Raw genomic sequence first — 21,802 nt, forward strand, 5'->3', positions numbered from 1 at the left:
GCTCCGAACCCGAGACAGCGACGGCACCCCGGCACTACCGTGGAACCGTGAGCACTCCCCCGTTCCCCGCCTCCGTCTACGCCTCCCGACTCACCCGTGCAGCCGCGCTCGCCGCGGACGCCGGACTCGACGCCGTGGTCGTCGGACCGGGGCCCGACCTCCAGTACCTGCTCGGGGTCGAGGGGGACACGATCGAACGGCTCACGGCGCTGGTGCTCACCCCCGACGCGCGCGCGACCATCGTGGTGCCGCGCATGGAGCTGGCGAAGATCCGCAGCACCGCGGCCGGCGAACTCGGTCTGACCATCGCCGACTGGGTGGACGGGGAGGATCCGTATGCCCTGGTGCTCGCGGCGGCGGGGGAGGTCCAGCGGGCCGGGGTCTCCGACGCGCTGCCCGCGCTCCACGTGGTGCCGATCGCGGAACGCCTGGGGGTGCGGGTGGAGCTCGCGACCCCGGTGCTGCGCGAGGGGCGGATGATCAAGGACGACGCGGAGATCGCGGAGCTCCGGCGTGCGGGTGCCGCCATCGATGCCGTGCACCGCCGCGTGCCCGAGTGGCTGCGCGCCGGACGGACGGAACGCGAGGTGGCGGACGACATCGCCGCCGCGATCGTCGAGGAGGGCCACCGCACGGTCGAGTTCGTGATCGTCGGATCCGGTCCGAACGGTGCCGACCCGCATCATGAGGTCTCCGACCGGGTGATCGAGGAGGGCGACATCGTCGTGGTCGACATCGGCGGTGCGGTGCCCAGCGGCTACAACTCCGACAGCACACGCACCTACGTCGTCGGCGACCCCGGCGCGGAGGAGGCCGAACGCATCGCCGTGCTCGTGCGGGCGCAGCAGGCCGCGGTCGATGCCGTGCGTCCCGGGGCGACGGCCGCCGAGGTCGATGCCGCCGCGCGCACGGTGCTCGCCGAGGCCGGACTGGGCGAGGCGTTCCTGCACCGCACGGGCCACGGGATCGGTGTCTCGGTGCACGAGGAGCCCTACATCGCTCCCGGCAACGACCTCGTGCTGCGGCCGGGGATGGCGTTCAGCATCGAGCCGGGCATCTACTTCCCCGGTCGGTGGGGCGCCCGGATCGAGGACATCGTGATCGTGACGGACACCGGAGCGGAGCGGGTGAACCTGGCCCCGCACGCCCTCGTCTCCGCCGCTCGGCAGTGACCTTCGGCTATCAGCGAATACCTAAAGTCATCACGGTGAATTCCTAAAGTCACCTATCGTCGCATTTCCGGCGGGGCTAGCCTGCTGAGTGCTGGAGCCCCGTGCTCCGGCGATTGCTGATTCCATCTGGCGGGGGTTGCCGGAGGGTCGGATGTTCGCCTCAGAACACCACAATTTCATCGCGCCGACTGCAGGACTGAACGAGACGAGACGCCGCTGGGCGATCATCGCCCTGCTCGCGCTGCTCGCCAGCCTCCTCGTGACGGTCGTCGCGCCGCCCAAGCCGGCCGAAGCCCAGTTCCAGTTCTCTTGTACGAGTACGGAGGGCGTCGGGTACTTCGTCAACACGGGCTCCGGCTCCGTCTCGATGATCTACACCGGCACCGACACGAACATCCGGAACATCCCCGTCGGCGGCACCCCCTACGGTGTGACGTCGCTCCCGGACGGATCGCGGGTCTACGTGGCGAACGGCAACGGGTCCGTACAGGTGATCGACACCGCGACCCTCGCGGTCACGACGATCAACCACCCGTCGTTCTCCGCGTCGGTCGGCGCGTGGAGCTCCGCCGACGGCTCGCAGGTGTTCATCTCGAACATCGGGTCCAACACCGTCAGCGTGATCGACACCGCGACCAACACCGTGTCCCGCGTGATCACGGTCGGCGCCGCCGGTTCTCGTCCGGGATGGGTCGATGCCTACGGAAACGAGCTGTTCGTCGCCAAGGACGACGGCACCAACGGCGGGATCTCCGTGATCGACATGAGCAGCACCTCGACGACGACGTCCCGCGTCATCGCGGGAGCGGCTCCGGCGCACACGGTCGCCGTCAACGCCACGTACATCGCCGCCGCCAGCGAGACCGTCCTGTCGATCCCGATCCGCAACAGGACCGCGCCGTCGGCCCTCGTGCGCACCATCACGACCACCGAGCAGATCCACGGACTCACGTTCGTCCCCAACACCAACTACCTCGTGGCCAGTGGCGAGGCCGGACACACGTTCGTGTACGACGCGTCGACCGGGGCGCTGCTGCGGACGTTCACCGCGGGTGGCTCGAACATGCGCGTGCCCGTGGCCTCGCCGATCAGCAACGAGGTCTACATCGCCGGATACTCCACGCCCACGGGCACGCTGGACCGGCTCGTGACCACCGGGGCTCCGGCCACCTGGACCTACACCGCCAATCAGACGGCCCTGCAGAACGCTCCCGATGGCCACACCCCCGCGTTCTCCTGCCTGCCGCCGCTCTCGGGTTCCAAGTCCTTCGCCAAGTCGCCGATCGCTCAGGGCGAGACGACCACCCTGACGATCACGATCAACAACACCAACCTCGCCCCCACCACCGGCATCACCGGGGCGGCGCTGACCGACAACCTGCCCTCCAACATCCGCATCGCACCGACGGGCACGGCGACGACGACATGTACCGCCGCAACACTCACGGCGCCCCCCGGCGGGACGACCGTCAGCCTGAGCGGTGCTTCGATCCCCGCGGCCACCGGGCCGAACGGGGCGATCGTGCCGGGAAGCTGCACCATCACCGTGCCGGTGATCGGCGTCACACCCGGCGCCCAGACCAACACGATCGAGCCGGGGGCTCTCTCCGCGAACATCGTGGGCGAGACGGCGAACTCGTTCTCCGCACCGATCGAGGTGCTTCCCCCGGCGATGCAGATCGCGAAGTCGAACGACGACGCCGACGGGATCGTCGACGGCGGACAGACGCTGACCTACTCGATCACGCTGACCAACGCAGGGACGATCCCGCAGACGGGCGTCACCGTCGACGACGTGCTCCCCGCGGGCGTCACCTATGTGCCGGGGTCCACCGTCGCCACGCAGGGCACCACCGTGCGCGACAACGCGCCGGGCGGGACCAACCCCGACCTCGTCGGCGGCGATCCCGTCGCCGGGTCGCTCGTCGGACCGACGGATCCGTTCACGATCCCTCCGGGCGAATCGCTCGTGGTCACCTACCAGGTGACCGTGGACACTCCCGCGCCGGAGACGATCGACTCGTACACCAACACCGCCAGCGCCAGCTCCACCCAGGAGCCGACGCCGATCAGCACGACCGACACCGTGCAGGCCCTGTCCACCCTCGATCTCGTGAAGTCCGCGGGCACCCCGGTCGACGTCAACGGCAACGGGACCACCGACACCGGCGACACCATCGCCTACACCTTCACCGTCACGAACACCGGTAACACCACCATCGCGAACATCGCCGTCACCGATCCGAAGCTCGGCGCGATCACGTGCGACGCCACGACCCTGGCACCCGACGCCGTGGCCACCTGTACCGCGCCGCCCTACGTCATCACCCAGGCGGAGACCGATGCCGGCGCCGTCGACAACAGCGCCACCGCGGCGGGCACCGACCCCAGCGGCGACCCCATCGCCTCGAACGAGTCGACCACCTCGACACCCACCGAGCAGGCCCCGGCACTGCTGTTCGACAAGACGGCCGCCGCCCCGGTGGATGTGAATGCGAACGGCATCACCGACGCGGGCGACACCATCGCCTACACGTTCAGCGTCGCCAACACGGGCAACGTCACGATGAGTGGCATCACCGTCACCGATCCGAAGATCGGCGCGGTGACCTGCGACGTGACCACCCTGGCTCCCGGTGAGGTCGCGAGCTGCACCGCGCCCGCCTACACGATCACTGCCGCGGATCAGGACGCGGGCGAGGTCGCGAACACCGCGAGTGCCACCGGCACCGATCCCGGCGGCACCGCCGTCCCGTCGAACGACGACAGCACCACCACTCCGGTGGTCGCACCCGCACCGGCCCTCGAGATCGACAAGACCGCGGGAACACCCGTGGACGTCAACGGGAACGGCTCGACGGACGTCGGCGACACCATCGCGTACACGTTCACGGTGACCAACACCGGCAACGTCACCGTGTCGGACATCGCCGTGAACGACCCCAAGGTCGGCACGGTGACCTGTGATGTCACGGCGCTCGGGCCGACGGGAGTCGCGACCTGCACGGCCGCCCCGTACGTGATCACCCAGGCCGACATGGACAACGGCTCGGTGGACAACTCCGCCACCGCGAACGGCACGGACCCGACGGGCGGCCCGGTCGTGACCACCCCCGACACCACGACCACCCCCACCGACCAGGCGCCGGCGCTGTCGTTCGACAAGACCGCAGGCACCCCCGTGGATGTGAACGCCAACGGCATCACGGACGAGGGCGACACCATCGCGTACACCTTCACCGTCACCAACACCGGCAACGTCACGGTGGCGGGCATCGCGGTCACGGATGCCCTCGTCGGCGCCGTCACGTGTGACGTCACCACGCTGGCTCCCGGAGCGGTGGCGAGCTGCACCGCGGCACCGTACACGATCACCGCCGCGGACGAGACCGCGGGCGAGGTCGTGAACAGCGCCTCGGCCGCAGGCACGGACCCGGGCGGTGACGCCGTCCCGTCGAACACCGACACGACGACGACGCCGGTCGTCGCCTCGGCACCGAGTCTCACGATCGACAAGGCAGCGGGTGCTCCGGTCGACGTCAACGGCAACGGGGTGACCGACGCCGGCGACACGATCGCCTACACCTTCACCGTGACCAACACCGGCAACGTGCCGCTCGCCGATGTCGCGGTGGACGACCCGAAGGCCGGCGCGGTCACCTGTGATGCGACCACCCTCGCTCCCGGTGCGGTCGCGAGCTGCACCGCCGCGACGTACACGATCACGCAGGCCGACGTCGACAACGGCTCGGTCGACAACTCCGCCACGGCCACGGGCACCCCGCCCGGAGAACCCGCGATCACCTCCGACCCCGACACCACGAGCACCCCGACCGACCAGACCGCGTCGCTCGTGCTGGACAAGACCGCGGGCACACCGGTCGACGTGAATGCGGACGGCCTGACCGACGAGGGCGACACCATCGCGTACACGTTCACCGTCACGAACACCGGCACCGTCACACTGACCGACGTAGCCGTCGACGACCCGAAGGTGGGCACCGTCACGTGTGACGTCACGACTCTCGCTCCCGGGGCCGTGGCCACCTGCACGGCAGCGCCGTACACGATCACCGCAGCGGACGAGACCGCGGGCGAGGTGGCGAACACCGCGACCGCCGCGGCCACCGACCCCGGCGGCGACCCCGCCCCCACCGCCGACGACAGCACCTCGACCCCGGTCGTCGCCTCGGCCGCGGCTCTCACGATCGACAAGGTCGCGGGCGCCCCGGTGGACGTCGACGGCAACGGCATCACGAACGCCGGTGACACGATCGCGTACACGTTCACGGTGACCAACACCGGCAATGTGGCGGTGTCGGAGATCACGGTGGACGACCCGAAGGTCGGCGCGGTGACGTGTGATGTGACCACCCTGGCCCCCGGTGCGGTCGCGAACTGCACCGCGGCGCCGTACGTGATCACCGCTGCCGATGAGACCGCGGGCGAGGTCGCGAACACCGCGACCGCCGCGGGCACGGACCCGGACGGCGACTCGGTCGCCTCCGACCCCGACAGCACGACCACTCCGGTCGTCACGCCGGCGCCGGCGCTGTCGTTTGAGAAGACGGCGGGGACGCCGGTGGATGTGAATGCGAACGGCATCACGGATGAGGGTGACACGATCGGGTACACGTTCACGGTGACGAACACCGGCAACGTGACGGTGACCGATGTCGCTGTGGATGACCCGAAGGTGGGTGCGGTGACGTGTGATGTGACGACGCTCGCGCCGGGTGAGGTCGCTTCGTGTGCGTCGGCGCCGTACACGGTGACGGCGGCGGATGAGGCTGCGGGTGAGGTGGCGAACACGGCGACGGCGTCGGGGACGGCTCCGAACGGTGACCCTGTTCCGTCCGACCCGGATTCGACGACGACGCCGTCGGAGGCGTCGGCTCCGAGTTCGACGATCGAGAAGACCGCTGGTGCCCCGGTGGATGTGAATGGCAACGGGGTGACCGATGTGGGCGACACGATCGCGTACACGTTCACGGTGACGAACACCGGCAACGTGCCGCTGTCGGATGTGACGGTGAACGATCCGAAGGTCGGCGCGGTGACGTGTGATGTCACCACGCTCGCCCCCGGTGGAGTTGCGAACTGCACGGCGGCACCGTATGTGATCACTCAGGCCGACGTGGACAACGGCTCGGTCGACAACTCGGCCACGGCTACGGGCACCCCGCCCGGAGAGGACCCTGTTCCGTCTGAGCCCGACACGACGACCACCCCCACCGACCAGACCCCGGCGCTGTCGTTTGAGAAGACGGCGGGGACGCCGGTGGATGTGAATGCGAATGGCATCACGGATGCGGGTGACACGATCGCGTACACGTTCACGGTGACGAACACCGGCAACGTGACGGTGACGGATGTCGCGGTCACGGACGCCAAGGTGGGTGCGGTGACGTGTGATGTGACGACGCTCGCGCCGGGTGCGGTCGCTTCGTGTGCGTCGGCGCCGTACACGGTGACGGCGGCGGATGAGGCTGCGGGTGAGGTGGCGAACACGGCGACGGCGTCGGGGACAGCTCCGAACGGTGACCCTGTTCCGTCCGACCCGGACTCGACGACGACGCCGTCGGAGGCGTCGGCTCCGAGTTCGACGATCGAGAAGACCGCTGGTGCCCCGGTGGATGTGAATGGCAACGGGGTGACCGATGTGGGCGACACGATCGCGTACACGTTCACGGTGACGAACACCGGCAACGTGCCGCTGGCCGATGTGACGGTGAACGATCCGAAGGTCGGCGCGGTGACGTGTGATGTCACCACGCTCGCCCCCGGTGGAGTCGCGAACTGCACGGCGGCACCGTATGTGATCACGCAGGCCGACGTGGACAACGGCTCGGTCGACAACTCCGCCACGGCCACGGGCACCCCGCCCGGAGAGGACCCTGTTCCGTCTGAGCCCGACACGACGACCACCCCCACCGACCAGACCCCGGCGCTCGAGCTGGACAAGGTGGCCGGCACGCCGGTCGACGTGAACGGGGACGGCCTCACCAACGCCGGGGACACGATCGACTACACCTTCACCGTGACCAACACCGGCAACGTGACCCTGACCGATGTCGCGGTCGCTGATCCGAAGGTCGGCACGGTGACCTGCGATGTGACGACCCTGGCACCGGGCGCGGTCGCCACCTGCACCGCCCCGGCGTACACCGTAACCACGGACGACGAGGCCGCCGGCGAGGTCGCGAACACCGCGACCGCCTCGGCGACAGACCCCGCGGGCGACCCGGCACCCACCGACGACGACAGCACCACCACCCCGGCCGTCCCGGCCGCGCCGGCGCTGTCGTTCGAGAAGACCGCGGGTGCTCCGGTGGACGTGAACGCGAACGGCATCACGGATGCGGGCGACACGATCGACTACACGTTCACGGTGACCAACACCGGCAACGTGACCCTGACCGACATCACCGTGAGTGACCCGAAGGCGGGGACCGTCACCTGCGATGTCACGACCCTGGCGCCCGGGGCCGTCGCGAGCTGCTCGGCGGCGACCTACACGGTCACGGCCGACGATGAGGCGGCGGGCGAGGTCGCGAATACCGCTACCGCCACGGGGACGGAGCCCGGCGGTGACCCGGTCCCGTCCGACCCGGATTCGACGACGACCCCGTCGGAGGCCTCGGCCCCGGGGGTGACGATCGACAAGACGGCGGGTGACCCCGTGGACGTCAACGGCAACGGACTGACCGATGTCGGCGACACGATCGCGTACTCGTTCACGATCACGAACACCGGCAACGTTCCCCTCGCCGATGTCGGGGTGAACGACCCCAAGGTCGGCACCGTGACGTGCGATGTCACGACGCTCGCCCCCGGTGAGGTCGCGACCTGTACCGCGGCGCCGTACGTCATCACGCAGGCCGACGTCGACGCGGGCGGGGTCGAGAACTCCGCGACCGCGACGGGTACACCTCCCGGGGAGGACCCGGTGCCGTCTGAGCCCGACACGATCGTGACGCCGGTCGATCAGGTGCCATCACTGTCGTTCGACAAGGTCGCCGGTGCTCCGGTGGATGTGAACGCGAACGGCATCACGGATGAGGGCGACACGATCGACTACACCTTCACCGTGACGAACACGGGGACCGTGACGGCGACCGACATCGCCGTGAGCGACCCGAAGGTCGGGACGGTGACGTGTGATGTCACGACCCTTGCCCCGGGCGAGGTCGCGAACTGCACCGCGCCGACCTACACGGTCACGGCCGACGATGAGCAGGCGGGCGAGGTGGCGAACACGGCGACCGCGTCGGGGACGGATCCGAACGGTGACCCGGTCCCGTCCAACCCCGACAGCACGACCACCCCGGCCGTCGCGTCCGCCCCGAGTTCGACGATCGACAAGACCGCGGGCGCCCCCGTGGACGTCAACGGCAACGGCCTGACCGATGTGGGCGACACGATCGCGTACTCGTTCACGATCACGAACACCGGCAACGTCCCTCTCGCCGATGTCGGGGTGAACGACCTCAAGGTCGGCACCGTGACGTGCGATGTCACGACGCTCGCCCCCGGAGAGGTCGCGATTTGCACCGCGGCGCCGTACGTCATCACGCAGGCCGACGTCGACGCGGGCGGGGTCGAGAACTCCGCGACCGCGACCGGCACGCCTCCCGGAGGCGACCCCGTCCCGTCCGAACCCGACACCGTCGTGACGCCGACTGATCAGGTGCCGTCGATGACCCTCGTGAAGACGGCCGTGATCGACGACGCCGACCGGGACCGCGCCGCCGACGAGGGAGAAGTGATCCACTACGCCTTCACCGTCGCGAACACGGGCAACGTCACCATCGAGAATCTGGGCATCGACGACCCGATGCTGGACGAGCGCGGCGACGCCATCACGTGCCCGCTCGTGCCGCTGGCGCCCGGTGAGCAGGCTCTCTGTACGGCCGACCATGTCGTGACCGCGGCGGAAGCGACCGGTGGCGACCTGACCAACGTCGCTACCGCCACGGGACGTACGGGGACCGATGATCCGATCACGAGCGACCCGTCGACGGTGAGCACGCCCACGGATCCGGAGACACCGGAACCCGCACGACTGCCGACGACGGGTGGTCGGGATCAGACGGCCGCGGCACTGCTCGCGCTCGCCCTGATCCTGGGCGGAGTCACGCTGGTCGTCGTCCGGAGGGGAGCGCGCCGCCGCCCGACGGACATCGGATAGCTCGACCGGGGGGCCGAGCGACGGGGCTCGGTCGGGCGCACCCACATCGTGGGGCGTCCGACCGGGCTCCGGCGGGGCGCGTGCCCGGATGAGGCGGAGCACACCGGACCGGGCTCCGGCGGGGCGCGGCCTGGAAGAGTCGGAGCACACCGGCAGCACGACGCGACGGTGGTGAGGATCGATGCCGAAGCACGACCGGAAGGGGGTCGGTGCGCGGGAGGGAGGAGATCCGAGGTGGTGGAGCCTAGGAGATTCGAACTCCTGACATCCTGCTTGCAAAGCAGGCGCTCTACCAACTGAGCTAAGGCCCCGTGAGGGATTTCTTGAATTGAATGGTGGGGCTACCAGGACTTGAACCTGGGACCTCTTCATTATCAGTGAAGCGCTCTAACCGCCTGAGCTATAGCCCCGTCAACCTCCAAGACTTTACCGGAGAATCTCGGAAAATCCGAATCGAGCGCGAGGAGCCCGATGCACACCACCGCCGGCACGACGAAGCCCCCTCGCGCGGCGAGGGGGCTTCGGAAGAGAAGGGGCTGGTCAGCGCCAGCGTGTGGTCATGAGGAACCCGATGAGAGCGATGCCGAGACCGATCGCGAGGTTCCAGTTGTCGAGGCCCGGGATCGGGAACTGCATCCCCGAGATGTAGAACACGAGGATCCACGCGAGACCGAGAAGCATGAAGCCGATCATCACCGGCTTGAACCAGACGGCGTTGGGAGCGGCGTCGCCCTCGGCGCGCTCGACGACGGGTTCTTCGGTCTTGCGGTCACGTGCCATGCCGTCATTGTACCCGGGAGACCTCTGCGCCCACGAGAGGCGGTCACAGACGGGTGCCTCCGCACGAGCCCGTGTTCAGTGTCGACGGATAAGATCACGCCATGACTGCATCCGCCGTGCCTGGGGGGCGCCACGGACGTCGGCAGCGGCCCCGGTCGCGCGCCACGTTCGCGAGCGTGCTCGGCGAACTGTTGCTCACCGCCGGGGTCCTCGTCCTCCTCTTCGTCGCATGGCAGATGTGGATCGGCGACATCATCATCGCCGCCCAGAAGAACGACGAGGGTGCGGCGATCTCGCAGCAGCTCGCGGCGGCCGATCCCCCCGCGCTGCCGCCGAAGGTCGAGACCGACGACGGCACCACGGTGTACCAGGCGCCGGTGCCCGCCGCCCCCGCCGACGGGGCGTGGTTCGGGCAGATGCACATCCCGCGCTTCGGCGCCGAGTACAACTTCGGCATCTACGGCGGGACCAGCCGGGCCAGGACGCTCGACCAGAAGGGCATCGGGGTCTACACCGACTCGAAGATGCCCGGCGAGGTCGGCAACTTCTCCCTCGCGGGCCACCGCACCACCTGGGGCAAGCCGTTCAACCAGCTCGACAAGCTGCAACTGAACGACGCGATCGTGGTCGAGACCCCCGACGGCTGGTACACGTACCGCTTCCGCACGCTCGAGTACGTCACGCCCACGCAGACCGACGTGCTGGCCGACGTGCCGCAGATGCCCGCACAGCAGACCGGCGAGCAGTACATCACCCTCACGGCGTGCTCCCCCCTGTACTCGCTCGCCGAGCGGATTGTCGCCTACGGCGTGTTCGAGAGCTTCCAGCCGCGCGCCGAAGGGCCACCGTCCGCACTGACCGACCCGCCTCCCCCGCCCGCCGCTCCGTCGGTGTGACCACGAACGATCAGGAGACACCACCCATGTACGCCGCACTCTGGCGCCTGCTGCCCGGTCCCTGGTGGTTGCGTGTGCTCATCCTGCTGGTCGTGGTCGCCGCCGTGCTCTACGCCCTGTTCTGGTACGTGTTCCCCTGGATCAGTCCGTTCATCTCCCCGGGTGAGGTCGACGTCGAATGACCCGCGTGCTCGTCGTGGACAACCACGACAGCTTCGTGCACACCCTGATCGGCTATCTCCACGAGCTCGGTGCCGACACCACGATCGTCGAGGCGGACGAGGTCGATGCGGCGCGGGTCGAGGGACTGCTCACCGCGCACGACGCGCTGCTCCTGTCGCCGGGGCCGGGCTCGCCCGACGACGCCGGCGTCTCGCTCGATGCGGTCCGCCTCGCCGCCCGCTCCGCCGTTCCCACGCTCGGCGTGTGCCTGGGTCACCAGGTGATCGGCGCGGCCCTGGGTGCCCCCGTGACCGGCGCACCGGAGCTCATGCACGGCATGGTGTCGGCGGTCGCGCACGACGGCTCGGCGCTGTTCGACGGCATCCCCTCGCCGTTCGCGGCGGGTCGCTACCACTCCCTCGCCCTCGCGGAGCGCGACCTGTCCGCCGAGCTCGCGGTGACCGCACGGACGGCGGACGGCACGGTGATGGCGCTCGAACACCGCACGCTCCCGTTCCACGGGGTGCAGTTCCACCCGGAGAGCGTGCTCACCGAGGGCGGCTACCGTCTGCTGGCGAACTGGCTGCGACTGTGCGGCGACCCGGACGCCGTGTCGCGGGCAGAACGACTGCACCCGCTCACGCGCTGACCCCGGGGTGTCGAACGGCTGCGCGTCAGGAACCGGTGCAGTAGCGCAGCTCGACCGAGGAGTTGATCGGCACGTCGCCCGGAGCGACCGACATCGAGTGCACGGTGGCCGGGTCGGTGGCGGGGCAGTCGCTCTCCTCGATCGGCACCGGGGTGAGCCCGAGATCCGTGAGCGCCTTCGATGCGGAATCGACCGACCAGCCCACGACATCCGACAGGGTGACCTTGCCGCTGGCGACCTCCAGGTTCACGACCGTGTTCGGCGCCACCTCGGTGTCGGCCTTCTCGCTGGCCGTCATCACGGTGTTCGCCGCGAGGCCCTTGTCGTTGCGCTGGGTGACCGTGCCGAGCTGCAGCCCCGCCTTCTCCAGCGCCTCGGTGGCCGCGGCCAGGGACATGCCCTCGAGCTTCGGCACCACCACGGTCTCCTCGCCGGACGACACGTAGAGCGTGACGGTGGACCCCTGCTCGACCGACACCCCGCTCTCCGGATCCGTGCGGATCACGTTGCCCTCGGCGATGTCGGGACTGGACTCGATGACGATCTTCGACGAGAGGTCGAGCTTGGCCAGGTCGTCCTGCGCACGCTCCGACGCCACATTGGTCAGGTCGGGCACGACCCTCGACGTGCTGGGCACCTCGGACGGCCGCATGCTGATCGTGACCACCCAGAACAGGACCGACGCCAGAAGCACCGCCAGCAGCGCGACGCCCGCCCAGATCCACGCGACCGGCGGGCCCGACTGCGTGCGGGTCATGGTGGTGTCGCTGCTGAGCTGCCGCAGCGACCGCGCCGTCTCCTGCGCCTGACGCGGGTTCGGGCCATACAGCTCGCTGGTGAGCGCGCCGATCTGCTTGCGCGTCGGGGCGGCACCGGTCACGGCCGAGTCGAGGGCCGCGCGGAAGTGCGCCGCGTCGGGGAAGCGCTGGTACGGGTCCTTCGCGAGCGCGCGCAGCACGATCGGGTCGAGCGCCGCCGGGGACTCCTCGTTCACCTCGGACGGAGGGATCGGTGTCTCGCTCACGTGCTGGTACGCCACCGCGACCGGAGACTCGCCGCGGAAAGGCTGGCGCCCGGTGAGCAGCTCGTACAGCACCACGCCGGTGGAGTACAGGTCGGCGCGGGCGTCGACCGGCTCGCCCTTGGCCTGCTCCGGCGAGAAGTACGCCGCGGTGCCGATGATCTGCGTGGTCTCCGCGACCGTCGAGGAGGAGTCGGACACCGCGCGGGCGATGCCGAAGTCCATGACCTTGACCTGACCCTTGTCGGTCACCATCACGTTGCCGGGCTTGATGTCGCGGTGCACCACACCCGCGCGGTGCGAGTAGTCCAGCGCCTCGAGGATCCCGTCGACGTAGCGGACGGCGTCGGCCACGGGCACCGGGCCCTCGGCGATGATCTTCTTCAGCAGGGTGCCCTTGACGAGCTCCATCACGATGTACGGGGGCTCATCGGACGAGGGGTCGCTCGTCGACGGGTCGCCCGCGTCGTACACCCGCACGATCGACGGGTGGGACATGCGCGACGCCGCCTGCGCCTCCAGCCGGAACCGCGTGCGGAAGCTCGTGTCCCTGGCCAGTTCGGGGTCGAGGATCTTGATCGCGATCTCGCGACCGAGGGTCAGGTCGTACCCGCGGTACACCTTCGCCATTCCGCCGTGCCCGATGAGCTCGTCGACGCGGTACCGGCCCGCGATGACTTGTGGCTCTGTCGACACGGATGACCCCCCTGAAACTACAAAACAGCTGGACTACAGGCTACCCTTCGGCGCCGCCACCCCCGTCACCCTCGCCGTCGTCGGGGGCCGTGATGGTGACCGACAGCGGGGGCGACGCGTTCGACGTGCGCTGGTCGCCGCCCGAGCACATGGCCTGGTAGGTGACGATGAGCTGCTGGCCCACCGCGTCGCCGACCTTCACCTGCGTGTTGCGCTGCGTCGGCTGGAAGTTCGGGCCGCCCGAGACGAACGAGCCGTTCTGCAGCGACACGACGTAGCCCGACAGGGTGGTGCCGCTCGGGCACGTGAAACCGGTGCCCCAGGCCACCGTGACCGTGCTGCCCGCGACCGGGTCGCCCGTGAGCGTCGGGGTGTCGGTCGGCGTGGGCAGCGGGGTGCGTGCGGCGTACACGGTCAACGCGATCGGCGTCGTGGTCTCGACGTTCCCGGTGGGCTGAACCCGGTACACCTGACCGACCTCCGCGTCGCTCGGGGCGGGGTCGCCGTCGGCGCACGTGACGTTGTTCGTGAAGCCCGCGTCGGCCAGCGTCGCGGTCGCCGTGGCGCAGTCCATGCCGTTGAGGTTCAGCGCAGCCACGTCGACGCGCGTCACCTCGGGCGTCGGGCTCGTGGAGGGCGACGGGGGCGGCGTGGTCTGCGCGGTGGTCGGCGAGTCGGACGGCTTCGGATCTTCCCCCCGGTTGCCGAACATCGCCCACAACGTGCCCACGAGCACGATGACCAGCAGAGCGATCAGGGCGATCAGCGGCCAGGTCCAGGCGCTGCGCTTCTTCTTCTCCTTCTCCTCCTCCGCGACGGCCTCCTCGGTGGGCAGCTGCGCGGTGGTGGGGAGGATGCGCGTGGCACCGTCGTTCGATGCCGTCAGCATGCGCGTGGCGTCGTCGTCGCCGGCGATCCCGCCCGTCGCGATCGCCGGAACAGCGATCGCCGCCGAGTTCAGGTCTCCGCGCCGCAGCGCCTGTGCGGCCCGCGCGACGGTCGCCGCCGAGGACGGGCGGTCGGCGGGCTTCTTGGCGATCATCGCCATCACGAGGTTCTGCACCGGGATCGGCACGGTCGGCGGCAGCGGCGGCGGCTGCTCGTTGATCTGCGCCATCGCGATCGCCACCTGCGACTCGCCCGTGAACGGACGCTTGCCGGCCAGGCACTCGTACGCCACGATGCCCAGCGAGTACGTGTCGGTCGCGGGAGATGCGGGGTGGCCGGACGCCTGCTCGGGCGACAGGTACTGCACGGTTCCCATCACCTGACCGGTCGCCGTCAGCGGCACCTGGTCGGCGATGCGAGCGATGCCGAAGTCGGTGATCTTGACGCGGCCGTCTGGCGTGATCAGCAGGTTGCCCGGCTTGATGTCGCGGTGCACCAGGCCGGCGGCGTGCGCGGCCTGCAGGGCGGACGCCGTCTGCGCCACGATGTCGAGCGTCTTGTCGGCGCTCAGCGCTCCGTCGCGCTCGAGGATCGTGGACAGGGCCTCACCCGGCACGAGCTCCATGACGAGGTAGGCGCTGCCGTTCTCCTCGCCGTAGTCGAAGACGCTGGCGATGCCCTCGTGGTTGACGAGCGCGGCGTGCCGCGCCTCCGCGCGGAACCGCTCGAGGAACCCCGGGTCCCCCATGTACTCGTCCTTGAGGATCTTGATCGCGACGGTACGCCCGATGACGTGATCCGTCGCCTCCCAGACCTCGCCCATGCCGCCGATCGCGATCCGCGACTGCAGCTCGTAACGACCACCGAACGACACACCCTGCGTCGGCCTCATCTGCCCAGCACCGCCTCTATGACCTTCTTCGCGATCGGAGCGGCGATGGTGTCACCGCTCCCTGATTGTCCCTGCCCGCCGCCGTTCTCGACGACGACCGCCACGGCGACCGATGGGTCGTCCGCCGGGGCGAACCCGGTGAACCACAGCGTATGCGGCCTGTTTCCGTTCTCTGCCGTGCCCGTCTTACCGGCCACGTCGACCCCGTCTATTCTTGCACCCTGGGCCGCGCCGTTTGAGACGCTGGCGACCATGGCGGAGGTGATCTCGTTCGCCACATCGGCTTCCATCGCCCGCCCGAACTCGCTGTTCTGGAAGGCCTTGATCACCGACAGGTCGTTGCCGATCACGGCATCCACCATCTGCGGGTTCATGACCACGCCGTCGTTCGCGATGCCGGCCGACACCATCGCCATCTGCAGCGGTGTCGCGGTGACCTGTCCCTGCCCGAAACCGCTGAGCGCGGTCTGCGCGTCGTCGAGCGCCCGCGGGTAGCTGGACGGGGTCGAGGCGAGCGGCGTGTCGAAGCTCCGGTTGAAGCCGAACTTCTCCGCCATCTCCCGGATCGCGTCGTCGCCGAGCTCCACGGCGAGCTCCGCCATCGGGATGTTGCAGCTGAGGCGGATGGCCTCGGCGATCGTCACGGTCGCACCGGGACCGCACGTGCCGCCCCACGCGTTGGACACGCGGTTGGACGAGCCGGGCAGGGTGTACAGCGCGGGGTTGGGCAGCGTGGACTCCGGCGTCCATTTGCCGCTCGCGTACGCCGCGGCCGCCGTGACGAGTTTGAACGTGGAGCCCGGGGGGTTCAGGTCGCCGGCGATCGCGCGGTTCGACAGGGGCTTGCCCGGGTCGGCGACCAGCTGGTCATAGGTGGCGTTCGCGGCGTTCGCGTCGTGCGTCGCCATCAGGTTCGTGTCGAAGCCGGGGGTCGACACCATCGCGAGGATGCGCCCGGTCTTCGGGTCCATCGCCACGACCGCGCCCTGCAGACCGTCGAGCGCCTCGGCGGCAGCCCGCTGCGCGGCCGTGTTCAGTGACAGCTCGACGCTGTACCCGCGCTGCGGCTGACCCGACAGGATGCGCTCGATCTCGGAGAAGAACGCGTTGGAGCCGGTGCCGGAGAGGTCGGCGTTCATCGCCTTCTCGATGCCGGTGGTCGAGCCGAGCGCGGGGTTGAAGTACCCCGTGACCGTCTCCCACAGCGCCGGATCGGTGTAGAAGCGCTGGAAGCGGTACTGGTCGTCGCTGGGCGTCGAGCTCGCGATCGCCGCGCCGTCGACGATGATCGCGCCACGCTGGATCTCGAAGCTGTCCAGACGGGTGCGCTTGTTGTGGGGGTTCTGCGCGAGGCTGTCGGACTCGACGACCTGGATCCAGCTGGTCGCGGCGAACAGCGCGATGAACATGAACAGCATGATGATGCTGAGGCGGCGGAGTTCCCTGGTCATGTCAGCCGATCACCACCCGGGGCTGACGGCGCACGCCGTCGGAGATGCGCAGCAGCAGCGCCACGATGAGCCAGTTCGCGACGAGCGAGGAGCCGCCGGCCGCGAGGAACGGCGTGGTCAGACCCGTCAGCGGGATCAGCCGGGTGACACCGCCGACCATGATGAACACCTGCAGCGCGATCGTGAACGACAGTCCCGTCGCCAGCAGCTTGCCGAAGTCGTCCTGACCCGCGAGACCGATCCGCACACCGCGGCTCACGAACACCATGTACAGGCACAGGATCGCGAACAGCCCGATCAGCCCGAGCTCCTCCCCGAGGCTCGTGATGATGTAGTCGCTGTGCGCGAGCGGCGTGATCTCGGGGCGTCCCTGGCCCCATCCGGTTCCGATGAGGCCGCCGCGGGCGAGACCGAAGAGGCCCTGCATCGGCTGGTATCCGGCCACGTCGGGGTCGACCTGCGACGAGTCGAACAGGAAGAGCCAGTTGATGAAGCGGCCGCGCACGTAGCTGAGGATCTGCGTGGCGACGGCGACACCGGCGACCACGAGTCCCAGCCCGATCAGCACCCAGCTGGTCTTGCCGGTGGCGACGTACAGCATCGCGACGAACATGCCGAAGATCAGCGTTCCCGTGCCGAGGTCGCGCTGGAACACGATGATCCCCAGCGAGATGGCCCACACGACCAGCACCGGGCCCAGCTCCCGCATGCGCGGCCACGTGATGCCGAGCACGCGCTTGCCGACCGACGTGAGGCTTTCGCGCGTGCGCACGAGGTAGCCGGCGAAGAAGATCGCCAGGCAGATCTTCGCGAGCTCGCCCGGCTGGAACGCGAAGATGCCGCCGAGCGACACCCACACCTGCGCGTTCGCGTCGGCGATGCGCAGCCCGGGGACGAACGGCAGCAGCAGGAGCAGGATGCCCGCGAGGCCGAAGATGTACGTGTACCGGAAGAGCACACGATAGTTGCGCAGCAGGATCACGACCGCGATGGCACCGGCGAGGGAGATCGCCGTCCACGCCAGCTGCTTGGTGGAGTAGGCGTCCCACCCGGTGTTCTTGAACGCGATGTCGATCCGGTAGATCATCGCCACGCCCAGCCCGGTCAGCAGGGTCGCGATCGGCAGCACGAAGGGATCGGCGTCGGACGCCACGAAGCGCAGCACGATGTGCAGGGCGAACGCCAGCACGGCCAGACCGCCGCCGATCGCCAGGATCATCGGGTCGATCACGCCCAGGGCGCCCAGCTGCACGAGGGTCAGCGCGGCGCCGCTGATGGCGCACGCGAACAGGAGCAGCCAGAACTCCCGGTTGCGCTGCGTCTGCGGCATGCGCAGGCGCCGCAGGGCCTTGATGACGGTGGTGTCGGCCTGCACGTCGGTGCTCATCCGTCACCCCCCGCCGGAGTGTCGCTCGGGGTGGGCGCCGGCGTGGGCAGCGGGGTCTGCTCGATCACGTTCGCCTCGGCGCCCGTGCGCAGCCGGTCGACGATAGCCATCGCGTCGGACAGCGAGCGGGCCGAGATCGTGCGCTCGACCGAGGCCCGCTGATACGGCGGCAGGTCGGCGAGGAGGATGTCGGTGTCCTCCACCGGGGTGGACAGCGTGATCGGGCCGATGTTCTGCTGCACGCCCTGGAAGATCACCACGCTGTCGTCGTCGGCGCCGATGAAGTACCGCGTCTGCGTCCAGCTGTAGGCGGCGAAGGCCGCGAAGGCCAGCATCGCGATCACCACGAGCACTCCGGCGATCCAGCCGAGGCGGCGGCGTTTGGCACGGCGCCGGTCCTCCTCGATCAGCTCCTCCAGGTACTCGGGCGCCGGCTCGAAGTGGCTCGGCTCGTTCGCGGCCTGACGCACCGGGTGCAGCCAGTTGCTGCGCGGTGCGCGCACCGGCGGCACGTACACACCGGACGGGTTGGAGGCGGCGCCGACGATCGTCGCGGTGCCCGAGTGGATGGGATGCTGCCCGCCCACGTCGACCAGCACGATCGTGACGTTGTCGGGCGCGCCCCCGTCGAGCGCCTGCTTGAGGAGGTTGTCGGCCGTGCGGCCCGGGGCGAGCCCCAGCTGCATGGCCTTGAGGATCCGCGCCTCGTCGACCACACCGGACAGCCCGTCGGAGCACAGCAGCCACCGGTCGCCGGGCTGCGTGTGCATGACGAACATGTCGAGCTCGGGGTCGGAGTCCATGTCGCTGAGCACCCGCATGAGCACCGAGCGGCGAGGGTGGTAGCGGGCCTCCTCCGGCGTGATGCGACCGGAGTCGACCAGGCGCTGCACGAACGTGTGGTCGGCCGTGATCTGCGTGAGCGCGTCGTCACGATAGAGATAGATGCGGGAGTCGCCGATGTGCCCGATCACCGCGTACTCGTCGACCATGATGATCGCGCTGAGCGTGGTGCCGAGGCCCGCGAGCTCCGGTCGGTCCTTCGCCGCACGGATCAGGTCGCCCGCGGCGGTCGTCGCGGCGGCCTGCAGCGCGGCCTGCGCATCCTCCGTCGAGGAGTAGGGCTGGTCCAGGGGCTCCAGGCGCTGGATCGCGATGCTCGAGGCGACGTCTCCACCGGCGTGACCGCCCATGCCGTCGGCGACGACGAACAGGTTCGCCCCGGAGTACCCGGAGTCCTGGTTGTTGGAGCGGACCTTCCCGGTGTGGGAGATCGCGACGCTCGAGCCCTCGAAGACCATGCCGGCGTCAGGCCCTCAGCTCGAACGTCGTGGCGCCCACCTTGACGGGGGTGCCGAGGCTGAGGGCGACCGGTCCCCCGGTCACGCGCTGCCCGGCGACGAAGGTGCCGTTCGTGGAGTCGAGGTCCTGGATCGCCCACGTGTCCCCGCGCAGGAGGAGGCGGGCGTGGTGGCTGGAGGTGTAGTCGTCGCGGATGACGAGGGCGGATTCGCTGGAGCGGCCGATCGTCATCGAGTCGGCGCCGAGCGGAAGCTCCAGCCCCGCCTTCGGCCCCGACGTGATGACCAGACGCTTCGCGGTCGCCACGGTCGCGGGGCCGGACGACGGGCGCGACGACGAGGAGGGCTTCGCGGGGGCGGCCGGCGCGGCGGCGACCGGAGCGCCGGCGGCGGCCTCGGCGGGCAGCTTGCGCGCCTTGACCCCGAACAGGTCGGCGCGCAGGGAGTACACGACACCGAACACGAAGAACCACAGCAGGACGAGGAAGCCGATGCGGAGCAGGAGCAGGACGAGTTCACTCATCAGAAGGCTCCGAACGCCCTGGTCGCGTCGTCGCCCGGGCGCGGGGGGCGCGAGGGGGCGGCAACGGGGACGATGCGGAACACCAGGTCGGTGCGGCCGATCGTGATCGTGGTGTCGGAGGGCAGCGCGGCCTCGCGCAGCTTCTGGCCGTTCACCTTCGTGCCGTTCGTGGAGCCCATGTCGCGGAGCATGGCGCGCTCGCCGTCCCACAGGATCTCCGCGTGCTTGCGGCTCGAGCCCGCGTCGGCGATCGTGATGTCGGCGTCGGACCCTCGGCCGATCACCGTGCGAGCCCGGGTGAGCGCGTGGCGGCGGCCGTCGACGTCGACCACGGCCTGCCAGTCGACGCGGCCCTCGACCGTGCCGGAGTTGACGCGCACCGTGCCCGTCGCGACCTTCTCGTCGGCTTCGAGCGTGAGCGACAGCGGCCCGGCGAAGCTGTAGCCCTGGGACTTCGCGTGCGTCGTGAGCAGTGCGTGCAGCTCGTCGGTGAGGGCGCCGCCGAGACCACGCATGCGGTCGGCGTCGTCGGGGCTCAACCGCACCACGTAGTTGTTGGGGGTGAGGATGCGGTCGCGGCTGACGACCGCGGCCTTCGTGTCGGCCTCGCGGCGCAGAGCCGAGGCGATCTCCACCGGCTGTATGCCGCTGCGGAAGGTCTTCGCGAACGCGCTGTTCACTGCGCGCTCGAGACCCTTCTCAAAGCTGTCAAGTAGTCCCACTGGGCTCCTCTGGCATGCCGACCGGTAGGGACATCGTAGCCAGGTGACCTGGGGGAACGCCGCCGCGGCCCCCCGGGGCGTGTGCAACGCGACCGAAAACGCGTGATATCCTCGGGAAGTTGAGTTCTTCGGAACGAGACACTCGCGCGAGTGGCGGAATGGTAGACGCGCTGGCTTCAGGTGCCAGTGTCCGTATGGACGTGGGGGTTCAAGTCCCCCCTCGCGCACAGCGAGTGAAAGAGCCGGTCAGGCATTGTTCTTGACCGGCTCTTTCGACGTTTATGCGAGCTCACCGTGCCTTGTCGGGCGCCACCGACATGGATCCGGTGTGCAACAAGGTTCGTAAGGAACTCGTCGCAGCACCCAAAAAGGGGCCAGCGGTGCCGACCGCGGAAGACACCAATCCTGGGAGAGTCGTCACACGAGGCGAGAAGCTGAGCTACGCGAGACTTCGGCGTGGCCATGCGGGACCGTTCTCTGACCGGGGGGTAAATCGCCATCCGTGTGTGATGACAGATTGGTTATTTCGATGAAGAAGCGCACTGCATCCTTGCTGGCGGGTCTGCTGGCAGTCGGCATCGTGGCCGGAGGAACCGTGTCCGCGAGCGCCCACGACCTGGGCTACGGCTGGGCCGCAAGCTCCAAGGTGGAAGGAGCGGCTGCTGGCGGAGGCAAGCACTGGTACGGCGTGCACGAGAACCTGAACGGGTCGAACCGTGGCAACGACAGCAGCTACTACCACGCCTCCAAGAAGCATCGGTCGAGCGTGAAGAACAGCACGGGTTCCATCGTTCGGTCTTCAGACCAGAACGGCGGAATCTGGGCCCGCGCATGGCAGCCCGGAACCGCGTTCGGCAACGAGGCCTACTGGTTCACGTACTGAGCTGACGCAGCCCGCCACGGTCTCTCAGCCCACCGCCACGACCGTGTCGTGTTCGCTGAACTCACAAGGATCGGACCGACGACATCCACGTCGGTCCGATCCGAACAGTCAGGTAGTCGTGTGAGACTCCTCGCGACTGCGATGTATTGCGGGGGCCGTTCGGCGGCCACCGCATAGCCGAAACCACG

The 21,802-nt window shown here is 69.3% G+C and carries 14 protein-coding genes and 3 tRNA genes; 7 read left to right on the top strand and 10 right to left on the bottom strand.

Features of this window, described 5'->3' with window-relative positions:
• Nucleotides 1–47 precede the first annotated feature (47 nt).
• Both ACFV3I_RS01835 and ACFV3I_RS01840 read left to right on the top strand, forming a co-directional pair.
• Nucleotides 48–1,172 (top strand): M24 family metallopeptidase, encoded by a 1,125-nt coding sequence (locus tag ACFV3I_RS01835; protein ID WP_378822238.1) that lies wholly within the window; start codon nt 48–50, stop codon nt 1,170–1,172.
• A gap of 151 nt (nt 1,173–1,323) precedes the next feature.
• A complete protein-coding gene (locus ACFV3I_RS01840; protein ID WP_378822239.1) occupies nt 1,324–9,363 on the top strand; it encodes a hypothetical protein in 8,040 nt (2,679 codons plus the stop codon).
• Nucleotides 9,364–9,598: 235 nt separating this feature from the next.
• Here the strand turns inward: ACFV3I_RS01840 and ACFV3I_RS01845 are convergent.
• From ACFV3I_RS01845 to ACFV3I_RS01855, 3 genes are all read right to left on the bottom strand, one after another.
• Nucleotides 9,599–9,674 (bottom strand) — tRNA-Ala (locus ACFV3I_RS01845).
• A 22-nt stretch (nt 9,675–9,696) separates the two neighbouring features.
• Nucleotides 9,697–9,773 (bottom strand) — tRNA-Ile (locus ACFV3I_RS01850).
• 130 nt (nt 9,774–9,903) lie between these two features.
• A complete protein-coding gene (locus ACFV3I_RS01855) occupies nt 9,904–10,143 on the bottom strand; it encodes a cell division protein CrgA (protein WP_136033213.1) in 240 nt (79 codons plus the stop codon).
• A gap of 101 nt (nt 10,144–10,244) precedes the next feature.
• Here ACFV3I_RS01855 and ACFV3I_RS01860 point away from each other — a divergent pair, with 101 nt between their 5' ends.
• Genes ACFV3I_RS01860 through ACFV3I_RS01870 form a run of 3 tightly spaced genes read left to right on the top strand, consistent with a single transcriptional unit; the run spans nt 10,245 to nt 11,850 of the window.
• Nucleotides 10,245–11,039 carry a class E sortase gene (locus ACFV3I_RS01860; RefSeq protein WP_136035631.1) on the top strand — a complete coding sequence of 265 codons (795 nt, stop codon included), beginning with the start codon at nt 10,245–10,247 and terminating at the stop codon, nt 11,037–11,039.
• Nucleotides 11,040–11,065: 26 nt separating this feature from the next.
• Entirely contained in the window at nt 11,066–11,221 is a 156-nt protein-coding gene (locus ACFV3I_RS01865; protein WP_168387293.1) for a hypothetical protein, read from the top strand.
• On the top strand, nt 11,218–11,850 hold the full coding sequence (locus ACFV3I_RS01870; RefSeq protein WP_247638044.1) for an aminodeoxychorismate/anthranilate synthase component II: 633 nt from the start codon (nt 11,218–11,220) through the stop codon (nt 11,848–11,850). The genes ACFV3I_RS01865 and ACFV3I_RS01870 overlap by 4 nt, the downstream gene beginning before the upstream one ends.
• Before the next feature lie 25 nt (nt 11,851–11,875).
• Here ACFV3I_RS01870 and pknB read toward each other — a convergent pair whose 3' ends face one another.
• The 7 genes from pknB to ACFV3I_RS01905 are packed head-to-tail and all read right to left on the bottom strand — an operon-like array spanning nt 11,876 to nt 20,731.
• The gene (gene pknB / locus ACFV3I_RS01875) at nt 11,876–13,567 is read right to left on the bottom strand and encodes a Stk1 family PASTA domain-containing Ser/Thr kinase (RefSeq protein WP_136035627.1); all 1,692 of its coding nucleotides are present in this window, start codon (nt 13,565–13,567) and stop codon (nt 11,876–11,878) included.
• 40 nt (nt 13,568–13,607) lie between these two features.
• Entirely contained in the window at nt 13,608–15,347 is a 1,740-nt protein-coding gene (locus ACFV3I_RS01880; protein ID WP_378822240.1) for a protein kinase, read from the bottom strand.
• The gene (locus ACFV3I_RS01885) at nt 15,344–16,798 is read right to left on the bottom strand and encodes a peptidoglycan D,D-transpeptidase FtsI family protein (protein ID WP_378822241.1); all 1,455 of its coding nucleotides are present in this window, start codon (nt 16,796–16,798) and stop codon (nt 15,344–15,346) included. The genes ACFV3I_RS01880 and ACFV3I_RS01885 overlap by 4 nt, the downstream gene beginning before the upstream one ends.
• A gap of 1 nt (nt 16,799) precedes the next feature.
• A complete protein-coding gene (locus tag ACFV3I_RS01890) occupies nt 16,800–18,185 on the bottom strand; it encodes an FtsW/RodA/SpoVE family cell cycle protein (RefSeq protein WP_136033224.1) in 1,386 nt (461 codons plus the stop codon).
• Nucleotides 18,182–19,486: a PP2C family serine/threonine-protein phosphatase gene (locus ACFV3I_RS01895; RefSeq protein WP_136033227.1), complete on the bottom strand. Its 1,305-nt coding sequence runs from the start codon at nt 19,484–19,486 to the stop codon at nt 18,182–18,184. The genes ACFV3I_RS01890 and ACFV3I_RS01895 overlap by 4 nt, the downstream gene beginning before the upstream one ends.
• A 7-nt stretch (nt 19,487–19,493) precedes the next feature.
• Entirely contained in the window at nt 19,494–20,009 is a 516-nt protein-coding gene (locus ACFV3I_RS01900; protein ID WP_136033230.1) for an FHA domain-containing protein, read from the bottom strand.
• On the bottom strand, nt 20,009–20,731 hold the full coding sequence (locus tag ACFV3I_RS01905) for a DUF3662 and FHA domain-containing protein (RefSeq protein WP_136035625.1): 723 nt from the start codon (nt 20,729–20,731) through the stop codon (nt 20,009–20,011). The genes ACFV3I_RS01900 and ACFV3I_RS01905 overlap by 1 nt, the downstream gene beginning before the upstream one ends.
• Nucleotides 20,732–20,875: 144 nt before the next feature.
• Between ACFV3I_RS01905 and ACFV3I_RS01910 the strand changes: the two genes are divergently transcribed.
• Nucleotides 20,876–20,958 (top strand) — tRNA-Leu (locus ACFV3I_RS01910).
• 302 nt (nt 20,959–21,260) lie between these two features.
• The gene (locus tag ACFV3I_RS01915) at nt 21,261–21,614 is read left to right on the top strand and encodes a lactococcin 972 family bacteriocin (RefSeq protein WP_136033263.1); all 354 of its coding nucleotides are present in this window, start codon (nt 21,261–21,263) and stop codon (nt 21,612–21,614) included.
• The last annotated feature ends 188 nt before the right edge of the window (nt 21,615–21,802 follow it).

Origin of the sequence: Microbacterium sp. NPDC059771 (assembly GCF_042732495.1) — a bacterium.
Classification (GTDB): Bacteria; Actinomycetota; Actinomycetes; order Actinomycetales; family Microbacteriaceae; genus Microbacterium; species Microbacterium sufflavum.

Excerpts from the sequence above, each read along its gene's own strand:
- ACFV3I_RS01840 (WP_378822239.1), top strand. The coding sequence starts at position 1,324 with ATGTTCGCCTCAGAACACCACAATTTCATCGCGCCGACTGCAGGACTG.
- ACFV3I_RS01855 (WP_136033213.1), bottom strand. The coding sequence starts at position 10,143 with ATGGCACGTGACCGCAAGACCGAAGAACCCGTCGTCGAGCGCGCCGAG.
- ACFV3I_RS01860 (WP_136035631.1), top strand. The coding sequence starts at position 10,245 with ATGACTGCATCCGCCGTGCCTGGGGGGCGCCACGGACGTCGGCAGCGG.
- ACFV3I_RS01865 (WP_168387293.1), top strand. The coding sequence starts at position 11,066 with ATGTACGCCGCACTCTGGCGCCTGCTGCCCGGTCCCTGGTGGTTGCGT.
- ACFV3I_RS01870 (WP_247638044.1), top strand. The coding sequence starts at position 11,218 with ATGACCCGCGTGCTCGTCGTGGACAACCACGACAGCTTCGTGCACACC.
- ACFV3I_RS01880 (WP_378822240.1), bottom strand. The coding sequence starts at position 15,347 with ATGAGGCCGACGCAGGGTGTGTCGTTCGGTGGTCGTTACGAGCTGCAG.
- ACFV3I_RS01885 (WP_378822241.1), bottom strand. The coding sequence starts at position 16,798 with ATGACCAGGGAACTCCGCCGCCTCAGCATCATCATGCTGTTCATGTTC.
- ACFV3I_RS01890 (WP_136033224.1), bottom strand. The coding sequence starts at position 18,185 with ATGAGCACCGACGTGCAGGCCGACACCACCGTCATCAAGGCCCTGCGG.
- ACFV3I_RS01895 (WP_136033227.1), bottom strand. The coding sequence starts at position 19,486 with ATGGTCTTCGAGGGCTCGAGCGTCGCGATCTCCCACACCGGGAAGGTC.
- ACFV3I_RS01900 (WP_136033230.1), bottom strand. The coding sequence starts at position 20,009 with ATGAGTGAACTCGTCCTGCTCCTGCTCCGCATCGGCTTCCTCGTCCTG.
- ACFV3I_RS01915 (WP_136033263.1), top strand. The coding sequence starts at position 21,261 with ATGAAGAAGCGCACTGCATCCTTGCTGGCGGGTCTGCTGGCAGTCGGC.